18 protein-coding genes and 1 tRNA gene are annotated in these 16,111 nt (G+C 66.2%); 10 read left to right on the forward strand and 9 right to left on the reverse strand.

Annotation, left to right across the window (positions count from 1 at the left end; genetic code table 11):
- Nucleotides 1–48: 48 nt before the first annotated feature.
- Nucleotides 49–312 (reverse strand): 50S ribosomal protein L27, encoded by a 264-nt coding sequence (gene rpmA / locus AC1D2H_RS24710; protein WP_477930425.1) that lies wholly within the window; start codon nt 310–312, stop codon nt 49–51.
- Between the two features lie 34 nt (nt 313–346).
- Nucleotides 347–658 carry a 50S ribosomal protein L21 gene (rplU, locus tag AC1D2H_RS24715; protein WP_476789767.1) on the reverse strand — a complete coding sequence of 104 codons (312 nt, stop codon included), beginning with the start codon at nt 656–658 and terminating at the stop codon, nt 347–349.
- Between the two features lie 301 nt (nt 659–959).
- Here rplU and ispB point away from each other — a divergent pair, with 301 nt between their 5' ends.
- The 8 genes from ispB to AC1D2H_RS24755 all read left to right on the forward strand — a co-directional run bounded on the left by ispB (nt 960) and on the right by AC1D2H_RS24755 (nt 7,736).
- Complete coding sequence (ispB, locus tag AC1D2H_RS24720; protein ID WP_477930427.1) at nt 960–1,955, forward strand: octaprenyl diphosphate synthase; 996 nt, start codon at nt 960–962, stop codon at nt 1,953–1,955.
- A 25-nt stretch (nt 1,956–1,980) separates the two neighbouring features.
- Nucleotides 1,981–2,057, forward strand: a tRNA-Pro gene (locus tag AC1D2H_RS24725).
- A 221-nt stretch (nt 2,058–2,278) separates the two neighbouring features.
- On the forward strand, nt 2,279–3,946 hold the full coding sequence (pilB, locus tag AC1D2H_RS24730) for a type IV-A pilus assembly ATPase PilB (protein WP_477930596.1): 1,668 nt from the start codon (nt 2,279–2,281) through the stop codon (nt 3,944–3,946).
- A gap of 19 nt (nt 3,947–3,965) precedes the next feature.
- Nucleotides 3,966–5,189 carry a type II secretion system F family protein gene (locus tag AC1D2H_RS24735; protein WP_477930429.1) on the forward strand — a complete coding sequence of 408 codons (1,224 nt, stop codon included), beginning with the start codon at nt 3,966–3,968 and terminating at the stop codon, nt 5,187–5,189.
- A 2-nt stretch (nt 5,190–5,191) separates the two neighbouring features.
- Nucleotides 5,192–6,121, forward strand: a complete 930-nt coding sequence (locus AC1D2H_RS24740; RefSeq protein WP_477930431.1) for a prepilin peptidase — start codon at nt 5,192–5,194, stop codon at nt 6,119–6,121.
- A 7-nt stretch (nt 6,122–6,128) separates the two neighbouring features.
- The gene (gene coaE, locus AC1D2H_RS24745) at nt 6,129–6,734 is read left to right on the forward strand and encodes a dephospho-CoA kinase (protein WP_477930433.1); all 606 of its coding nucleotides are present in this window, start codon (nt 6,129–6,131) and stop codon (nt 6,732–6,734) included.
- 23 nt (nt 6,735–6,757) lie between these two features.
- Entirely contained in the window at nt 6,758–7,513 is a 756-nt protein-coding gene (zapD, locus tag AC1D2H_RS24750) for a cell division protein ZapD (RefSeq protein ID WP_477930435.1), read from the forward strand.
- Between the two features lie 7 nt (nt 7,514–7,520).
- Nucleotides 7,521–7,736: a DNA gyrase inhibitor YacG gene (locus AC1D2H_RS24755; protein WP_348014033.1), complete on the forward strand. Its 216-nt coding sequence runs from the start codon at nt 7,521–7,523 to the stop codon at nt 7,734–7,736.
- On the opposite strand, the gene AC1D2H_RS24760 is transcribed toward AC1D2H_RS24755, so the two are convergent.
- Genes AC1D2H_RS24760 through tal form a run of 3 tightly spaced genes read right to left on the reverse strand, consistent with a single transcriptional unit; the run spans nt 7,733 to nt 10,913 of the window.
- Nucleotides 7,733–8,353, reverse strand: a complete 621-nt coding sequence (locus tag AC1D2H_RS24760) for an HAD family hydrolase (RefSeq protein ID WP_477930437.1) — start codon at nt 8,351–8,353, stop codon at nt 7,733–7,735. The two genes, AC1D2H_RS24755 and AC1D2H_RS24760, sit on opposite strands and share 4 nt — an antisense overlap.
- The gene (pgi, locus tag AC1D2H_RS24765; RefSeq protein WP_477930439.1) at nt 8,350–9,969 is read right to left on the reverse strand and encodes a glucose-6-phosphate isomerase; all 1,620 of its coding nucleotides are present in this window, start codon (nt 9,967–9,969) and stop codon (nt 8,350–8,352) included. The genes AC1D2H_RS24760 and pgi overlap by 4 nt, the downstream gene beginning before the upstream one ends.
- Nucleotides 9,970–9,971: 2 nt before the next feature.
- On the reverse strand, nt 9,972–10,913 hold the full coding sequence (gene tal / locus AC1D2H_RS24770) for a transaldolase (RefSeq protein WP_477930441.1): 942 nt from the start codon (nt 10,911–10,913) through the stop codon (nt 9,972–9,974).
- A 375-nt stretch (nt 10,914–11,288) separates the two neighbouring features.
- On the opposite strand from tal, the gene zwf reads away from it, so the two are divergent.
- On the forward strand, nt 11,289–12,734 hold the full coding sequence (gene zwf / locus AC1D2H_RS24775) for a glucose-6-phosphate dehydrogenase (protein ID WP_477930443.1): 1,446 nt from the start codon (nt 11,289–11,291) through the stop codon (nt 12,732–12,734).
- Nucleotides 12,735–12,819: 85 nt separating this feature from the next.
- The gene (locus AC1D2H_RS24780; RefSeq protein WP_477930598.1) at nt 12,820–13,680 is read left to right on the forward strand and encodes a MurR/RpiR family transcriptional regulator; all 861 of its coding nucleotides are present in this window, start codon (nt 12,820–12,822) and stop codon (nt 13,678–13,680) included.
- 16 nt (nt 13,681–13,696) lie between these two features.
- Here AC1D2H_RS24780 and AC1D2H_RS24785 read toward each other — a convergent pair whose 3' ends face one another.
- The 4 genes from AC1D2H_RS24785 to mlaD form a co-directional block, all read right to left on the reverse strand.
- The gene (locus AC1D2H_RS24785) at nt 13,697–14,005 is read right to left on the reverse strand and encodes an STAS domain-containing protein (RefSeq protein ID WP_477930445.1); all 309 of its coding nucleotides are present in this window, start codon (nt 14,003–14,005) and stop codon (nt 13,697–13,699) included.
- Between the two features lie 2 nt (nt 14,006–14,007).
- Entirely contained in the window at nt 14,008–14,643 is a 636-nt protein-coding gene (locus tag AC1D2H_RS24790) for an MlaC/ttg2D family ABC transporter substrate-binding protein (RefSeq protein WP_477930446.1), read from the reverse strand.
- 96 nt (nt 14,644–14,739) lie between these two features.
- Complete coding sequence (locus tag AC1D2H_RS24795; protein ID WP_477930448.1) at nt 14,740–15,609, reverse strand: MlaA family lipoprotein; 870 nt, start codon at nt 15,607–15,609, stop codon at nt 14,740–14,742.
- The gene (gene mlaD, locus AC1D2H_RS24800; RefSeq protein WP_477930450.1) at nt 15,606–16,106 is read right to left on the reverse strand and encodes an outer membrane lipid asymmetry maintenance protein MlaD; all 501 of its coding nucleotides are present in this window, start codon (nt 16,104–16,106) and stop codon (nt 15,606–15,608) included. The genes AC1D2H_RS24795 and mlaD overlap by 4 nt, the downstream gene beginning before the upstream one ends.
- Nucleotides 16,107–16,111: the final 5 nt, after the last annotated feature.

Consider the following 16,111-nt stretch of genomic DNA (forward strand, 5'->3'; position numbering starts at 1 on the left):
AGCCGGGGCTTCGGATATCGGGCGATGTTGTCRCCCGAACTGCCGACCTTAGGCGGCCAGCGGCGTCACGACGACCGTCGAGCGGCTGTTGGCGCCCTTGACGGTGAAGCTGACGTGGCCATCGACCAGCGCGAACAGCGTGTGGTCCTTGCCGATGCCGACGTTCACACCGGGGTGGAACTTGGTGCCGCGCTGGCGAACGATGATCGAACCAGCGGAGATCAGTTCACCGCCGTAAGCCTTGACGCCCAGCATCTTGGGCTTGGAGTCGCGGCCGTTCCGTGTAGAACCGCCGCCCTTTTTCTGTGCCATGTTTAGCTCCTAGAAATTAGCGAAAGAAGAGGGATCAGCCGTTGACCGCGCTGATTTCCAGCTCGGTGTAGTTCTGGCGATGGCCCTGGCTCTTCTTGTAGTGCTTGCGACGGCGCATCTTGAAGATGCGAACCTTGTCGTGCTTGCCGTGGCTGACGACCTTGGCGCTGACGGTAGCGCCGGCGACCAGCGGAGCGCCGACCGTCAGGCCGTCACCGCTGCCAACTGCCAGCACCTGGTCGATGGTGACCTCGGCGCCGACTTCCGCGTCGAGCAACTCGACCTTGATCTTTTCACCAGCAGCAACCTTGTATTGCTTGCCGCCGGTTTTGATGACCGCGTACATATTCATCCTTCCGTACCTCGGGGGTACATTCACCCGGCTCCAGCGGCTCAGGTGCCAGCATCACGCTGAGCACCGCCGCCCTCGTCGGGCCTTTTTGTCGGTTTTGATCTCTCGGCAGATCACACACCAAAGGCGCACGAGCCGCAAAGAGCCCACGAGTATACCCTGAGCCTCAACCGGAAGGCAATTGCGCCGCCGCCAGGGCGCGTGCAAGCCCCGTGACAACTGCCCACAACGCCAAGCCCGTGAGGGGGCAGACAGCGTTTCTATAATCGCCGGATTCCTTGACTGAGAGTCCAGAGTGAGCGTCGAGTCTGCCTCGCCCCCGTCCCAAGTTGCCGAGGTACTCGCCCTGCTGGCCGCCGAAATGGCCCAGGTCGACGCTGTCATCGCCCAGCGCCTCTCTTCCGATGTGGCGCTGATCGACCAGATCGCCCACTACATCGTGCATGCCGGCGGCAAGCGCATGCGCCCCAAGCTCGTGCTGCTGTTTGCGAATGCCCTCGGCTTCGACAAGCCCGCGCGCTTCGAACTGGCCGCCGTCGTCGAGTTCATCCACACGGCGACCCTGCTGCACGACGACGTCGTCGACGAGTCTTCGCTGCGCCGCGGCAAGCCGACGGCCAACGCCCTGTTCGGCAACGCGGCGAGCGTGCTGGTCGGCGACTTCCTTTACTCGCGCGCCTTCCAGATGATGGTGTCGGTCGACCGCATGCGCGTGCTGGAAGTGCTGGCCGAAGCCACCAACGTCATCGCCGAGGGCGAGGTCCTGCAGTTGATGAACATGCACGACCCCGACATCACCGTGGAAAGCTATCTGCGCGTGATCCGGTTCAAGACCGCCAAGCTCTTCGAGGCCAGCGCCCGCCTGGGCGCGGTGCTCGCCAATGCGTCGCCCGAGGTCGAAGAAGCCTGCGCTGCCTACGGACGGGCCTTGGGAACAGCCTTCCAGCTCATCGACGACGTACTGGACTACGAGGGCGATGCCCTGGAACTCGGCAAGAACATCGGCGACGACCTGCGCGAGGGCAAGACGACGCTGCCGCTGTTGATCGCGATGGAGCGCGCAACGCCCGATCAGCGCGCCCTGCTGCGCCACGCGATCGAGGAAGGCGAACAGGAAAAGCTGCAGGACATCGTCGCCATCGTGCGCTCGACCGGCGCGCTGCAGTCGACGCGGGAGGCCGCCCGCACCGAAGCGCGGCACGCGGCCGACTGCCTCAGCCATCTGCCTCCAAACAAGTGGACCGAATCTCTGCTAGAATTCGCAATTCAGTCGGTTGAGCGTCACTCCTGAAAAAGAGGAGCTCAGCGGAAGACATCGGGGTGTAGCTTAGCCTGGTAGAGCGCTACGTTCGGGACGTAGAGGCCGGAGGTTCGAATCCTCTCACCCCGACCAGATCTTCCATCATTGCCCCTCGGGACGAGGGTCGTGAAAACCGACACAGGCGCCGCAAGAGTGACCTGAAATCCTGACGTTATCCCTGGAAATCGTTTGCCGCGAGTGCGGCTTGCGGCTGGCACAATCAGCAGACTTCGCTCTTTCCGTCGTCGACGCAACTGCCTGTGGAAACCACGCTCGCCGAGCCGCTCCAGTCCTCCCTGTCGGGGGTTGCGCGCATGCTGGTGCATGCGGGCAAGCTCCCAGCCAAGGCGGCCGAAGATCTCGTCAAACAGGCGAGAGAAAAGAAGACCAGCTTTGTCAACGCGGTGATCGCGAGCGGCCAGGTCTCGCCCGTCGATCTCGCGCACACGCTGTCCAGCGCACTGGCCTTGCCGCTGCTGGATCTGTCCGCGATGGACCCGCAGCGCATGCCGCAGAACGTCATCGACGCCAAGCTGGCCCTGCAGTACCAGGTTGTCGCCCTGTCCCGGCGCGGCAATCGTCTCTTCGTCGGCGGCGCCGACCCCACCGACCTGGAAGTCATCGAACGCATCAAGTTCGCGACCCAGTTGCAGCCGGAATGGGTCATCGTCGAGCACGACAAGCTGGCGAAGATGCTGTCCAGCACCAGCGCGAGTGCCACCGAGTCGCTGGAGAGCATCGCCGGCGGCGACTTCGACTTCGACATCGCCGAGGAAGATGCGACGCCGCAGCAGGAGTCGGCGGAGCTGGCAGACGTCGAGGACGCACCGGTCGTGCGCTTCCTGCAGAAGATGCTGGTCGACGCGATCAATCTGCGCGCCTCGGACTTGCATTTCGAGCCCTACGAATTCCATTACCGCGTGCGCTTCCGCGTTGACGGCGAGCTGCGCGAAATCACGCAGCCGCCCATCGCGATCAAGGACAAGCTGGCCTCGCGCATCAAGGTGATTTCGCGCCTGGACATCTCCGAGAAGCGCGTGCCCCAGGACGGGCGCATGAAGCTGAAGTTCGGCAGCAAGTCCATCGACTTCCGCGTCAGCACCCTGCCCACCCTCTTCGGCGAAAAGATCGTCATCCGTATCCTGGACTCCTCCTCGGCCAAGCTGGGCATCGAGGCGCTGGGCTACGAGAAGATCGAGAAGGATCGCCTGCTCGCCTGCATCTACCGCCCTTACGGCATGGTGCTGGTGACCGGGCCGACGGGTTCCGGCAAGACGGTGTCGCTCTACACCTGCCTGAACATCCTGAACCAGCCCGGCGTCAACATCGCGACCGTGGAAGACCCGGCCGAAATCAACCTGCCCGGCATCAATCAGGTCAACGTCAACGACAAGGCCGGCCTGAACTTCGCGGCCGCGCTGAAGTCCTTCCTGCGCCAGGATCCGGACATCATCATGGTCGGCGAAATCCGCGACCTGGAGACGGCCGACATCGCGATCAAGGCCGCGCAGACCGGCCATATGGTCATGTCGACGCTGCACACCAACGACGCACCCAAGACGCTGACCCGCCTGCTCAACATGGGCGTGGCGCCGTTCAACATCGCGTCCAGCGTGCTGCTCATCACGGCCCAGCGCCTGGTGCGCCGGCTGTGCGAGAACTGCAAGCAGCAGGCCGACTATCCGCGTGAGGCCCTGATCAAGGCCGGCTTCGTCGAGGACGACTTCGACGGCAGCTGGAAGACCTACCGTGCCGTCGGCTGCAGCAACTGCACAAATGGTTACCGCGGCCGTGTCGGTCTTTACCAAGTCATGCCGATCACGGAAGACATTCAACGCATCATCCTGGCTGAGGGAACGGCGATGGACATCGCCGATCAGGCCAAGAAGGAAGGCGTGCGCGATCTGCGCCAATCCGGCTTGGTGAAGGTACGCCTCGGCGTTACGACGCTGGAAGAAGTGCTGGCCGCCACCAACGAATAATCAGTCTCGAGGAGAGCGCATGGCTACTGCCACCGCTGCAGCAAAGGGCGTCAAGGACTTCGTCTTCGAGTGGGAAGGCAAGGACCGCAACGGCAAGATCGTCAGAGGTGAACTGCGTGCCGGCGGCGAAGCCATGGTCAGCGCCACCCTGCGCCGCCAGGGCATCCTGGTCAACAAGGTCAAGAAGCGCCGCGCCAGCGGCGGCAGCGCGATCAAGCAGAAGGACATCGCCATCTTCACGCGTCAATTGGCGACGATGATGCGCGCCGGCGTGCCGCTGCTGCAGTCCTTCGACATCGTGGCTCGTGGCGCGACCAACCCGCGCCTCACGCGGTTGCTGAACGACATCCGCCAGGACGTCGAGACCGGCACCAGCCTGTCGTCGGCCTTCCGCAAGCACCCGATGTATTTCGACGCGCTGTACTGCAACCTCGTCGAGGCGGGTGAGTCGGGCGGTATTCTGGAAGCGCTGCTGGACCGGCTGGCCGTCTATCAGGAAAAGACCGTCGCCATCAAGAACAAGATCAAGTCGGCGCTGACCTACCCCATCGCCGTCATGGTCGTGGCCTTCATCGTCGTCGCCGTCATCATGATCTTCGTCGTGCCGGCCTTCGAGGACGTATTCAAGTCCTTCGGCGCCGACCTGCCTGCACCCACGCTGTTCATCATCGCGCTGTCGAAATTCTTCGTCTCCTACTGGTGGGCCATCTTCGGCAGCATCGGTGGCGGCATCTATTTCTTCCTGCAGACCTGGAAACGCTCGGTGCCGATGCAAAAGCGCATGGACCGCCTGTTGCTGAAGGTGCCCGTCTTCGGCGACCTCATGTACAAATCGGCCATCGCGCGCTGGACCCGCACGCTGTCGACGATGTTCGCGGCCGGCGTCCCGCTCGTCGAGGCTCTGGACTCCGTGGGCGGCGCGTCGGGCAACGCGGTGTTCGCGGAAGCCACCGAGCAGATCCAGCGTGACGTCTCCACCGGCGCCGCGCTGACCACGTCGATGCAGACGACGGGCATCTTCCCGACCATGGTGCTGCAGATGTCGTCCATCGGCGAGGAATCCGGCTCGCTGGACCACATGCTGGCCAAGGCCGCCGAGTTCTACGAGGACGAGGTCGATGAGGCGGTCAAGGCCCTGTCCAGCCTGATGGAGCCCTTCATCATCGTCATCCTGGGCGGCCTGATCGGTGGCATCGTCGTGTCGATGTACCTGCCGATCTTCAAGCTCGGCCAGGTGGTTTGAGAATGGTGGTTGACTACAGCCAGCTGCTGTCACCCTGGGCCCTTGGCCTCTTCGGCCTGTGCATCGGCAGTTTCCTGAATGTCGTCATCCACCGCCTGCCGCTGATCCTGGAGCGCCAGTGGCTGCATGAGTCGGCCGCGCAGCTGACCGACGCGCCGGCGATGGCGCGCGTCGCCGGCGTGCCCCTGCCCGAGGCGGAAAAGCTGGCCAAGGCCGTCGACGCCTATGGCACCAAGATCGAGGCCCTGCCGCCCTTCAGCATCGCCGCGCCGCGTTCGCGCTGCCCCCACTGCGGCCACCAACTGCGCTGGCATGAGAACCTGCCCGTCGTCGGCTGGCTGCGCCTGGGTGGCAAGTGCGCGTCCTGCAAGGCGCCGATCTCCAAGCGCTATCCCATCGTCGAGGCCGTCACCGGCATTGCCTTCGCCGCGCTGTCATGGCGCTTCGGCGCCCAGCCGACGACGCTGCTGTGGTGCGGCTTCGTCGCCGCTCTGATCGCGCTGGCGATGATCGACTGGGACACCACGCTGCTGCCCGATGCGATCAACCAGCCCCTGCTCTGGGCCGGCCTGATCGCCGCGCTGATGGGCTGGACCATCCCGCTGGACAAGGCCCTGATCGGCACGCTGGCTGGCTATCTGTCGCTGTGGTCGGTCTACTGGGTGTTCAAGCTCCTCACCAAGAAAGAGGGCATGGGCTACGGCGACTTCAAGCTGCTGGCCGCCCTGGGCGCCTGGCTGGGCTGGCAGATGATCCTGCCCATCGTGCTGGGCGCGTCGGCCATAGGCGCCGTCATCGGCATCATCATGAAGATGAATGCCGGCCTGCGCGAGGGCCGCTATGTGCCCTTCGGCCCCTTCCTGGCAGGCGGTGGCCTCGTCGTGCTGTTTGCCGGTCAGCCGACCGTGCTGGGCTGGCTCGGCTGGACCTGACGCCTTGATGAGGGTCGGCCTGACCGGCGGTATCGGCAGCGGCAAGAGCACTGTTGCCGGTTTTCTGCGCGAAGCCGGGGCCGCCATCATCGACACCGACGCCATCTCCCGCGCGCTGACCGCTCCTGGCGGCGCCGCCATGGCCGCTGTCGCCCAGCAGTTCGGCGCTGATTTCGTCGGCGCCGACGGCGCCCTTGACCGCGACCGCATGCGCGCCCTCGCCTTCTCGGACGCGGCCGCCAAACGTCGGCTCGAGTCCATCCTGCATCCGCTGATCACCGCTGAAGCGCTGGCCCAGGCGGATGCCGCCACGGCACCCCTGCTCGTCTTCGACGTGCCCCTGCTCGTCGAATCCACGCGCTGGCGGCCTCGCCTGGCCCGCGTGCTCGTCGTCGATTGCTCGGCACAGACCCAGTTCGAGCGCGTGCAACAGCGCCCGGGCTGGACGCGTGAGCGCATCGCGGGCGCCATCGCCGCGCAGACGACGCGGGAGGCGCGCCGCGCCGCGGCCGACGCCGTGCTGCTGAACGATGGGATGCCGCTTGTTGCGCTCAGAAACGAAGTTCTCGACCTGGCCGAGCGCTGGGGCTGTGGAACAATCGCCCGGCCCTGACCGCAGTCCATCCCGAGGCCCCATTGGTCCTGTACGAGTACCCGTTCAACGAAAGCATCCGCACGATGCTTCGCCTCGAGCATCTGTTCGACCGCCTCGGTACGCTGATGTCGCGCGAGTCCGCGCTGGACCATCATTTCGCCCTGGTCACGCTGTTCGAGATCATGGACGTCGCCTCCCGCGCCGACCTCAAGAGCGACCTGCTCAAGGAGCTCGAGAAGCACAAAGCGCAATTCGTGGGCTACCGCGGCAGCCCCGGCCTCGATGAGGCCCGCCTGGACGAAGTCGTCGCCCGCATCGATGGCGCCTTCCAGCGCCTGAACGCGCTGTCCGGCAAGGCCGGCGCGACGCTGACGGGCAACGAGTGGCTGATGAGCATCCGCAGCCGCATCAGCATCCCCGGCGGCACCTGCGAGTTCGACCTGCCGGCCTACTACAACTGGCAGCAACTGCTGCCGGTGCGCCGCCGCAAGGATCTGATGACCTGGGCCCAGACGCTGATGCCGCTGGCCGAGGCCCTGCAGGTGCTGCTCGGCCTGCTGCGCGACTCCGGCGCGCCGCACAAGGTGGCGGCCACCGCGGGCCAGTTCCAGCAGAGCCTGCCGGCCGGTCGCGTCTACCAGCTGCTGCGCATGCGCATCGACCCCAGCCTCGGGCTGATCCCCGAGATCTCCGGCCACCGGCTGATGATCTCCATCCGCCTGATGCGCCAGGACGAGGAAGGCCGGCTCAAGCTGGCCCAGGAAGACAGCGGCTTCGAGCTCGCCCTTTGCCAGTAAAGAGCCCATGAAGACGAATGCACAAGGCGAGCGCATCGTGCGCTGCCCCCAATGCGGCGGCGACAGCGTGTTCGCGCCCAGCAACAAGTGGCGGCCTTTCTGCAGCGAGCGCTGCCGTCAGATCGACCTCGGCGCCTGGGCCAGCGAGTCCTTCCGCGTGCCGGCCACGCCGCCTCAAAACCCCGATGAATACGGGCCGGACGGCGAGCCGCTGGTGCACTAAGCGTTCAGCAAGCGCCGCGACACCAGCTCACGCCGCGCACTCGCGGCATCGGTGAACAAAAAGGCCTGCCAGTCGCGCGCCAGGGCCGCATCGACATTGGCCGGATGGTCGTCCAGGAACAGCAGCTCCTGGGGCGGCGCATTGAAATGACGCTCGGCCATGGCGAAGATCTCCGCGCCAGGCTTGATCTGCTTGGCGCGGCCCGAGAACAGACCCGACTCGAACCATTCGTTTAGCGGAAAGGTCCTGCTGAGATGGTCCGCATAGGGCTCGGGCATGTTGGACAGGAAGTGCAGCGTGTGCCCCGCCGCACGCAGGTCGCGGATCAGCACGACGGTGGCCGGGATGGCCATCAACTCATCCGGCACGGCACGCACCACGGCCTCGACCTCGCCGCGCGGCCAGCCGGTGCGGGCCGAGATGCGGCGCACGACCTCGGCCGCACCGATCAGGCCCTGGTCGAACAGGCCCCAGTCACCACCATAGTTCTGGAAGAAGGTTGCCGCGGCAGCGGCGCCCTGCTCCAGCGTCTCGATGCGGTGCGGCCAGAGGCGCGCGAGGAAGCTTGCCGGGTGCCAGCGGAACACCACGCCGCCGAAATCGAAGACGATCTTCATGCGGCCACCAAGCGCTTCAGCAGACCGGCCGTCGAGCCGTCCAGGCCCGCCGTGTCGCCGGACTCGAGGCGCGGCAGCAATTGGTTGCACAGCGCCTTGCCCAGCTCGACGCCCCATTGGTCGAAGCTGTTGATGCCCCACAACGCGCCGGTCACGAAGACACGGTGTTCGTAGAGAGCGATGAGCGCACCGAGCGAACGCGGCGTCAACGCGTCCAGCACGAGGGTCGTGCTCGGGCGGTTGCCGGGGAAGCTGCGGTGGCGGGACAGCACCTCGCGGTCCAGCGTGGCGGAGGCGGTCGGCGCCTTCTCGGTCAGCGCCTCGGCGGCCGTCTTGCCCTGCATCAAGGCCTGGCTCTGCGCCAGACAGTTGGCCAGCAGCTTGCGATGCTGGTCGGCCAGCTTCTCGGCCAGCTCACCGCTCACGCCGTGGTTGGGACGCTTCACGGCGATGAATTCGACCGGGATGACGTCGGTGCCCTGGTGCAGCATCTGGAAGTAGGCATGCTGGCCATTGGTGCCGGCCTCGCCCCAGATGACCGGCGAGGTGCCGATAGCCAGCGCGTTGCCGTCCAGGTCCACGCCCTTGCCGTTGCTCTCCATCTCCAGCTGCTGCAGATAGGCCGGCAGACGGCGCAGGCCCTGGTGGTAGGGCGCGACGCTGCGGCTCGTGAAGCCGTGGAAATTGCGGTACCAGATGTCGACGAGACCCAGCAGCACGGGCAGGTTCTGTTCGAGCGGCGTGGACGCGAAGTGCTCGTCCATCGCATGCGCGCCGGCCAGCAGCGCGCGGAAGTTGTCGGCGCCGACGGCAATGGCGATAGGCAGGCCGATGACCGACCACAGCGAGTAGCGGCCGCCGACCCAGTCCCAGAAACCGAAGGCCGTGTCGATGCCGAAGGCCGCGGCGGCGGCCGTATTGCTGCTGGTCGCGACGAAGTGGCGGGCGATGTCCCTGCCGCCCGCGGCCAGGAACCAGGCCTTGGCGGCCTGGGCGTTGGCCAGCGTCTCCTGCGTCGTGAAGGTCTTGGACGCGATGACGAACAGCGTGTGCTTCGCATCCAGCCCCGCCAGCACGGGCGCCAGATCATGGCCGTCGACGTTGGACACGAAATGCAGTTTCAGGTCGCGCCGGCCGAAGGCCTGCAGCGCCTGCACGACCATGGCCGGACCCAGGTCGCTGCCGCCGATGCCGATGTGCACGACGTCGGTGATCTCACCGCGCTCACCAGCCCGCACGCTCTCGGCAAAAGCCAGCATCGCGTCAAGCGAGGCCTGCACCTCGGCGTTGAAAGGCGCGTCGCTGCCGGCCGGCGCGCGCAGCGCCGTGTGCAGCACCGCGCGGCCTTCGGTGTGGTTGACCGGATCGCCGCGCAGCAAGGCATCGCGGCGCGCCTCGAGGCCGCAATCGCGGGCCAGCTTCAGCAACAGGGCCAACGTGGGCGTGTCGATGCGGTTCTTGGACAGATCGGCGAAGACCTCGGGCGCTTCGAAGGACAGCGCGCCGAAGCGACCCGCGTCAGCCTTGAAAGCTTCACGGATGTCGAAGCCGCGACCCGTCGCGGCATGGTGGGCTTGAAGTTCGGCCCAGACGGCAGACAGGTCGCAGCGCTTCATGATCAGGCGGCCTCGATGAGCTTGTCGAGCTTGCCGGCGTCGACGGCGAACAGGCGGATGCCCTCGGCCAGCTTCTCGGTCGCCATCGCGTCCTCGTTGAGCGCGAAGCGGAAGGCGGCCTCGTCGAGATGGATGGCCGGCGTCGCAGCCGTCTTGGCCGGGTCGAGGGCGCGCTCGAGCTGGGCATCCGTCGCCTGCAACTGGGCCAGCAGATCGGGGCTGATGGTCAGCAGGTCGCAGCCGGCCAGCGCCTGGATCTGGCCGATGTTGCGGAAGCTCGCGCCCATGACCTCGGTCTTGATGCCATGCTGCTTGAAGTAGGCGTAGATCTGGCTCACCGACTTCACGCCCGGGTCGTTGACGCCGGCCATTGCAGCTTCGTCCCACGCAGCCCCGGCCGACTTCTTGTACCAGTCGTAGATGCGGCCCACGAAGGGCGAGATCAGCTGCACCTTGGCTTCACCGCAGGCCACGGCCTGGGCGAAGGCGAACAGCAGCGTCAGATTGCAGCGGATGCCTTCGCGCTCCAGCTCGGCAGCGGCCTCGATGCCTTCCCACGTGGACGCCAGCTTGATCAGCACGCGCTCGCGGCCAATGCCGGCGGCTTCGTACAAGCCAATGATGCGGCGGGCACGCGCCAGGCTGGCGGCCTTGTCGAAGCTCAGGCGCGCATCGACCTCGGTCGACACGCGGCCCGGCACGACCTTGAGGATCTCCAGGCCGAAGCGCACCAACACCCGGTCGACGATCTCGTCGAGCGCCTTGCCACGATGGGCTTCGACGGTTTCCTTCAGCAGCGGCGCGTAATCTGGCGACTGCACCGCCTTCAGGATCAACGAAGGATTGGTCGTCGCATCCCGCGGCGCGAACTGCGCGAGCTGCAGGAAGTTGCCGGTATCGGCCACCACGGTGGTGAAGGATTTGAGCTGGTCGAGCTGGTTCATGACGAGGGTCTGTTCAGATGACGGGGTTCGGTGCGAGAGGGTTAGCGCGGGTGCAGGGCTAGGCGCCGCGCTGAAGCCCGGGCTGGTTGCCCGGGCAAGGCGCGCAACGACGTCGTGCGCCCGCGCCAACCCTCTCCCGAAGGGTTGGCACTCAAAAGCCTGCGTGCGGCGTTGCGAAACCTCGCTGGGGCGGCACCCCAGCTTCGTTTCGCGCCTTGCTCGCAGGCTTTTGAGTGGCAACGCATCCGATCCCCGTCATCTGAACAGGCCCCGGCCGGATTGACCCGGCGAAGAAACTGCTGCATAGTATTTCACGAAACTTAGTTACACAACGGTTAGCCTCTCATGGGAGATGCTGGCCTGGAGACCCCGCAAATGTCTTTCGATCTCGTGTTCTTTGGCGGCACCGGCGACCTGACTTGGCGCAAGCTGATGCCCGCGCTGTTCCAGGCCTTCCGGCACGGCAAGCTGCCCGAAGGCGGTCGTATTCTCGCCGTCGCGCGTGACGACCAGACCGACGAACGCTACCGCGAATGGCTGAAGGAGCGCTTCCGCGAAGTGGACGGCGCCAAGCGGCCGAGCGACGAGGAATTCGAGCGCTTCGCCGCGCTGATCCACTACCGCCGCATGGACCTGTCCCAGCCCGAGCACTACCAGGGGCTCAAGGACTGGCTGGATGCGCGCAATGCCGACACCGTCGTGCTCTACCTCGCCACCAGCCCGCATCTGTTCACCGGCATCTGCCAGCAGCTCGGCGCCGTGGGGCTGAACCACGCCAAGGTCCGCGTCGTGCTCGAGAAGCCGCTGGGCCACGACCTGGCCAGCGCCCAGGAGATCAATCGAGCGGTGCGCAGCGTGTTCGCCGAAAGCCAGGCCTTCCGCATCGACCACTACCTCGGCAAGCCCTCGGTGCAGAACCTGATGGCGCTGCGCTTCGGCAATGCGCTGTTCGAGCCGCTGTGGCGCCGCGAGAGCATCGCCAACATCCAGATCACGCTGGCCGAGCGCCTGGGCGTGGGCACGCGGGGGGCCTTCTACGACGGCACCGGCGCGCTGCGCGACATGATCCAGAACCATGCGCTGCAGCTGCTGACGATGATCGCGATGGAGCCGCCGAGCAGCAACGACGCCGACGCCATCCGCGACGAGAAGCTCAAGGTGCTGCGCTCGCTCAAGCCCTTCACGACCGAGAGCGTGGCCCGCGACGTCGTGCGCGGCCAGTACCGCGCCGGCAACATCGAAGGCCAGGCCGTGCCGGGCTACCTGGAAGAGGTCAAGGTACCGCCGGAAAGCCCCTGCGAAACCTTCGTGGCCCTGCGCACCGAGATCAACAACTGGCGCTGGGCCGGCGTGCCCTTCTACCTGCGCACCGGCAAGCGCCTGGCCGAGCGCGACGCACAGATCGTCGTCAACTTCCGCCCGGTGCCGCACAAGATCTTCGCTGGTGGCAGCCAGCCCAACCGCCTCGTCATCAAGCTGCAGCCCGAGGACGGCCTGGAGCTGCAACTGCTGGCCCAGAAGGGCGCAGGCGCCGGCGAACAGCTGACGCCGGTGTCGCTGGACCTGGACTTCGACAAGGCTTTTGCGACCCAGCGTGTCGGCGCCTACGAGCGCCTGTTGCTGGACGCCATCGCCGGTCGCCTGAATCTCTTCGTGCGCAGCGACGAGCAGGAACAGGCCTGGCGCTGGGTCGAACCCATCCTCGATGCGTGGGCGGCCGATGCGAGCGGCCCGCGTCCCTATTCCGCCGGCTCCTGGGGCCCGGCGGCTGCAAGCGCCTTGGTGGCGCGTGATGGTTTCAGCTGGGCGGAAGAATCATGATGGCCCCCACGCAAACTTCGTTTGCTGCCCCCCGGGGGGGCGCAGACCTCCCTAGGGGCGGCCCGTCGGAAGGTCTGGTATGAGCATCCTCGAACGCGTCAAGGCGGCCCTGCCCGCCCTCCCCCCGGCCGAACAGCGGGTCGCCAAGCTGTTGCTGGCCGATGCGCGCAGCTTCGCCAGCCTGCCCGTCAGCGAGCTGGCCGATCGCTCGCATGTGTCCAAGCCGACGGTGGTGCGCTTCTGCCGCAGCGTCGGCTATGACGGGCTGGCCGACTTCAAGCTGAAGCTGGCCGGCAGCGTCAACGAGGGCGTGCCCTTCGTGCACCGCGCGGTGGACGAGGACGACAAGACGGGCGACATCATCGTCAAGGTGGTCGACAACGCTGTTGCCGCCCTGCTGCACTACCGCAACGACGCCGCCAGCCACGCCTTCGAGCGCGCCATCGACGCGCTGGCCGATTCGGCCCGCCACAACAAGCGCATCGAGTTCTACGGCGTCGGCAACTCCGGCATCGTGGCCCAGGATGCCCAGCACAAGTTCTTCCGCCTCGGCGTGAACACGGTGGCAACCAGCGACGGCCATGTGCAGCTGATGAGCGCCACCATGCTGACGCCGGGCGATTGCGCCGTCATCATCAGCAACTCGGGCCGCAGCCGCGACCTGTTGGACGCCGCGGAGATCGCGCGCAAGAAGGGCGCGACCATCATCATCATCACGGCCAGTGCCTCGCCGCTCGCGCAGATCGCGCTGGGCCCCAGCCAGATCCTGCTGGCGGTGGACCACCCGGAGGACTTTGACCGCTACAGCCCGATGGTGTCGCGGCTGCTGCACCTGATCGCGGTGGACATCCTGACCACGGGCGTGGCGCTGAAGCTGGGCCAGCACCTGCGGCCCATGCTGCAGGAGATCAAGAAGAACCTGCGCGCCAAGCGCTACGCAGGTTAGGGCTACCCTGGGCTGATCAAACCGCCACGGCAGGCGGCCAGAGCAGCTCGGCCACGCCGTAGACGCGCGCCAGTTCGCGCAGCTTGTCGGGCGCGTTTTCGAGCTTGAGCGTTGCGCCCTGCTCGGTGCATTGCCGCCCGGCCGACAGCAGCACGCTCAACGCCGCGGAATCGAAATCCGTCAGTTCGGCGGCCGACAGCCTGACCTCACGGCCGGCCGCGGCCAGCACCTGGGCAGCCTCGGCGCGCAGGGCCGGCGACATCTGCGCCCAGGCGGCGCGGGCACCGTCCAGGCGCAGCCGCGTGGGCAGCTTCAGACCGCTCAAGATCAGCTCTTGGCAGTCGAGCCGGCCTTGGCATTCTTGTCGGCCAGGCTCTTGATCAGGCCGTCGATGCCGTTGGCGCCGATCTCCTGAGCGAAGCTGTTGCGGTATTGATCCGCCAGCCAGATGCCCAGCACGTTGACGTCATAGATCTTCCATTCGGCGCCGGCCTTCTCGAGGCGGTAGTCGAGCTGGATGGCGTCACCCTTGCCGCGGATCTCGGTGCGCACGACGACTTCGGTATCGGTCGGCTGGGCACGCAGCGGCTTCAGGCCGATGGTCTGGTCCTTCACCTGGGTCAGCGCGCCGGCATAGGTGCGCACGAGCAGGGTCTTGAACTCGGCCTGCAGCTTGGTCTGTTGCTCGGGCGTGGCCTGGCGCCAGAAGCGGCCGACGGCGGAGGCCGTCATGCGCTGGAAGTTCACGTGGGGCATCACCTTGGCATCGACCAGGGCAATGATCTTGTTGACGTTGCCGCCCTGGATGTCCTTGTCGGCCTTGACGGCCTCGATGGTCTCCAGGGACAGCTGGCGGATCAGCTGGTCGGGCGCGCCGGCATCGGCCGCGTGGGCGGCGTGCACGAGGCCGAGGCCAATCGTGGCCACGGTGAGCAGTCGGCGCAGGGAGGTCAGCAGAGTCATGGTGTCACTTTCACTGGACGGGACGGGACGGGCGCTCAACGCCGCAGCCCGGGTTTTGGTTGGCTCTCGGCACGTAACCGTTGGTGGCACATCAGGTCAGCGGGACGCCGCGGAGGCGGGTTCGGCCGGCTTCTTCACGCTGGCTGCGGGTTCTGAGGCCGCGGGCTGAGCGGCCGAAGCCGCCGAAGCGGCGGCAGCCGGCGCCGAGGCCCCATTGCCCGGCACCAGCAATTCGATCTCGTCGTCATCATCGAAGCTGCCGCGCCTTTGCAGATAGGCATCGCGGTAAAAGGTGTATTTGTCCAGCGCGATGCCTTCCAGCATCTCGCCGGCGCGCAGGAAGTTGGCGCGGGTGTTGATGATGTTCAGCGACGTGATCAGCACCTTCTTGCTGCCGTCGTCGAAGACGACCGCAGGCGACGCCTTCCAGTCCATCGGCAGGGCCAGCGAGTCGCGCACCGAGGACGGACCGAACAGGGGCCAGACGATGTAGGCGCCGGTGCCCATGCCCCATTTGCCCAACGTCTTGCCGAAGTCCTGGCTGTTCTTTTCCAGGCCTGCCTCGGTCGCGACGTCCAGCACGCCGACCAGGCCGATCGTCGAGTTGACGGCGAAGCGCATGCCCTGCTCCACGCCGGCCTTGAAGCGCCCCTGCAGGAACAGGTTCACCGCCGACCAGGCGTCGCCGATGTTGCCGAAGAAGTTGTCGATGCCGGTGCGGATCGGTGAGGGCACGATCTCGGAATAGGCGGTCGCCACGGGCTTGAGCACGTTCGCATCGAGGCTTTCGTTGAAGGCGAAGACCTTGCGGTTCCACGACTCCCACGGGTCCAGCTTCTGGCCCTTGGAGCCCATGACCTTGTCGACGGCGCGCTCGATGCGCGTGCCAACGCCCTTCACGGTCTGGCAGCCGGCCAGGCTCAGCGCCAGCACCAGCAGGGCCAGCATGCGCAGGACCCGGCTCACGGCTTGCCCCCCGACGCGGTCGCCGCGGGCGCCGCGCTGCCCATGTCGGACGCCTTGCTGTTGATGAACTGGCCGATGAGGTTTTCCAGCACGACGGCGCTCTGCGTCTGCTTGATGACGTCACCGCTGGCCAGGTTCTTCTCGTCGGCACCCGGCTCCAGGCCGATGTACTGCTCGCCCAGCAGGCCCGAGGTCAGGATCTTGGCCGAGCTGTCCTTGGGGAACAGCGTGTTCTTGTGCATATTGAGCAGCACCTTGGCCTGGAAGGTCTTGTCGTCGAAGCTGATCGACTCCACGCGGCCGACGACGACGCCGGCGCTCTTGACCGCCGCGTTGGGCTTGAGGCCGCCGATGTTGTCGAAGCGTGCCGAGACCTGATAGGTGGCGTCGAAATTGAGGCTCAGCAGATTGCCGGCCTTGAGCGCGAGGAACAACAGGGCCGCGCCGCCGATCAGCACGAACAGGCCCACCCAGGCGTCATATCGAGAGGATTGCATCCTTC

The organism is Roseateles sp. P1_C1_2 (genome assembly GCF_056406535.1).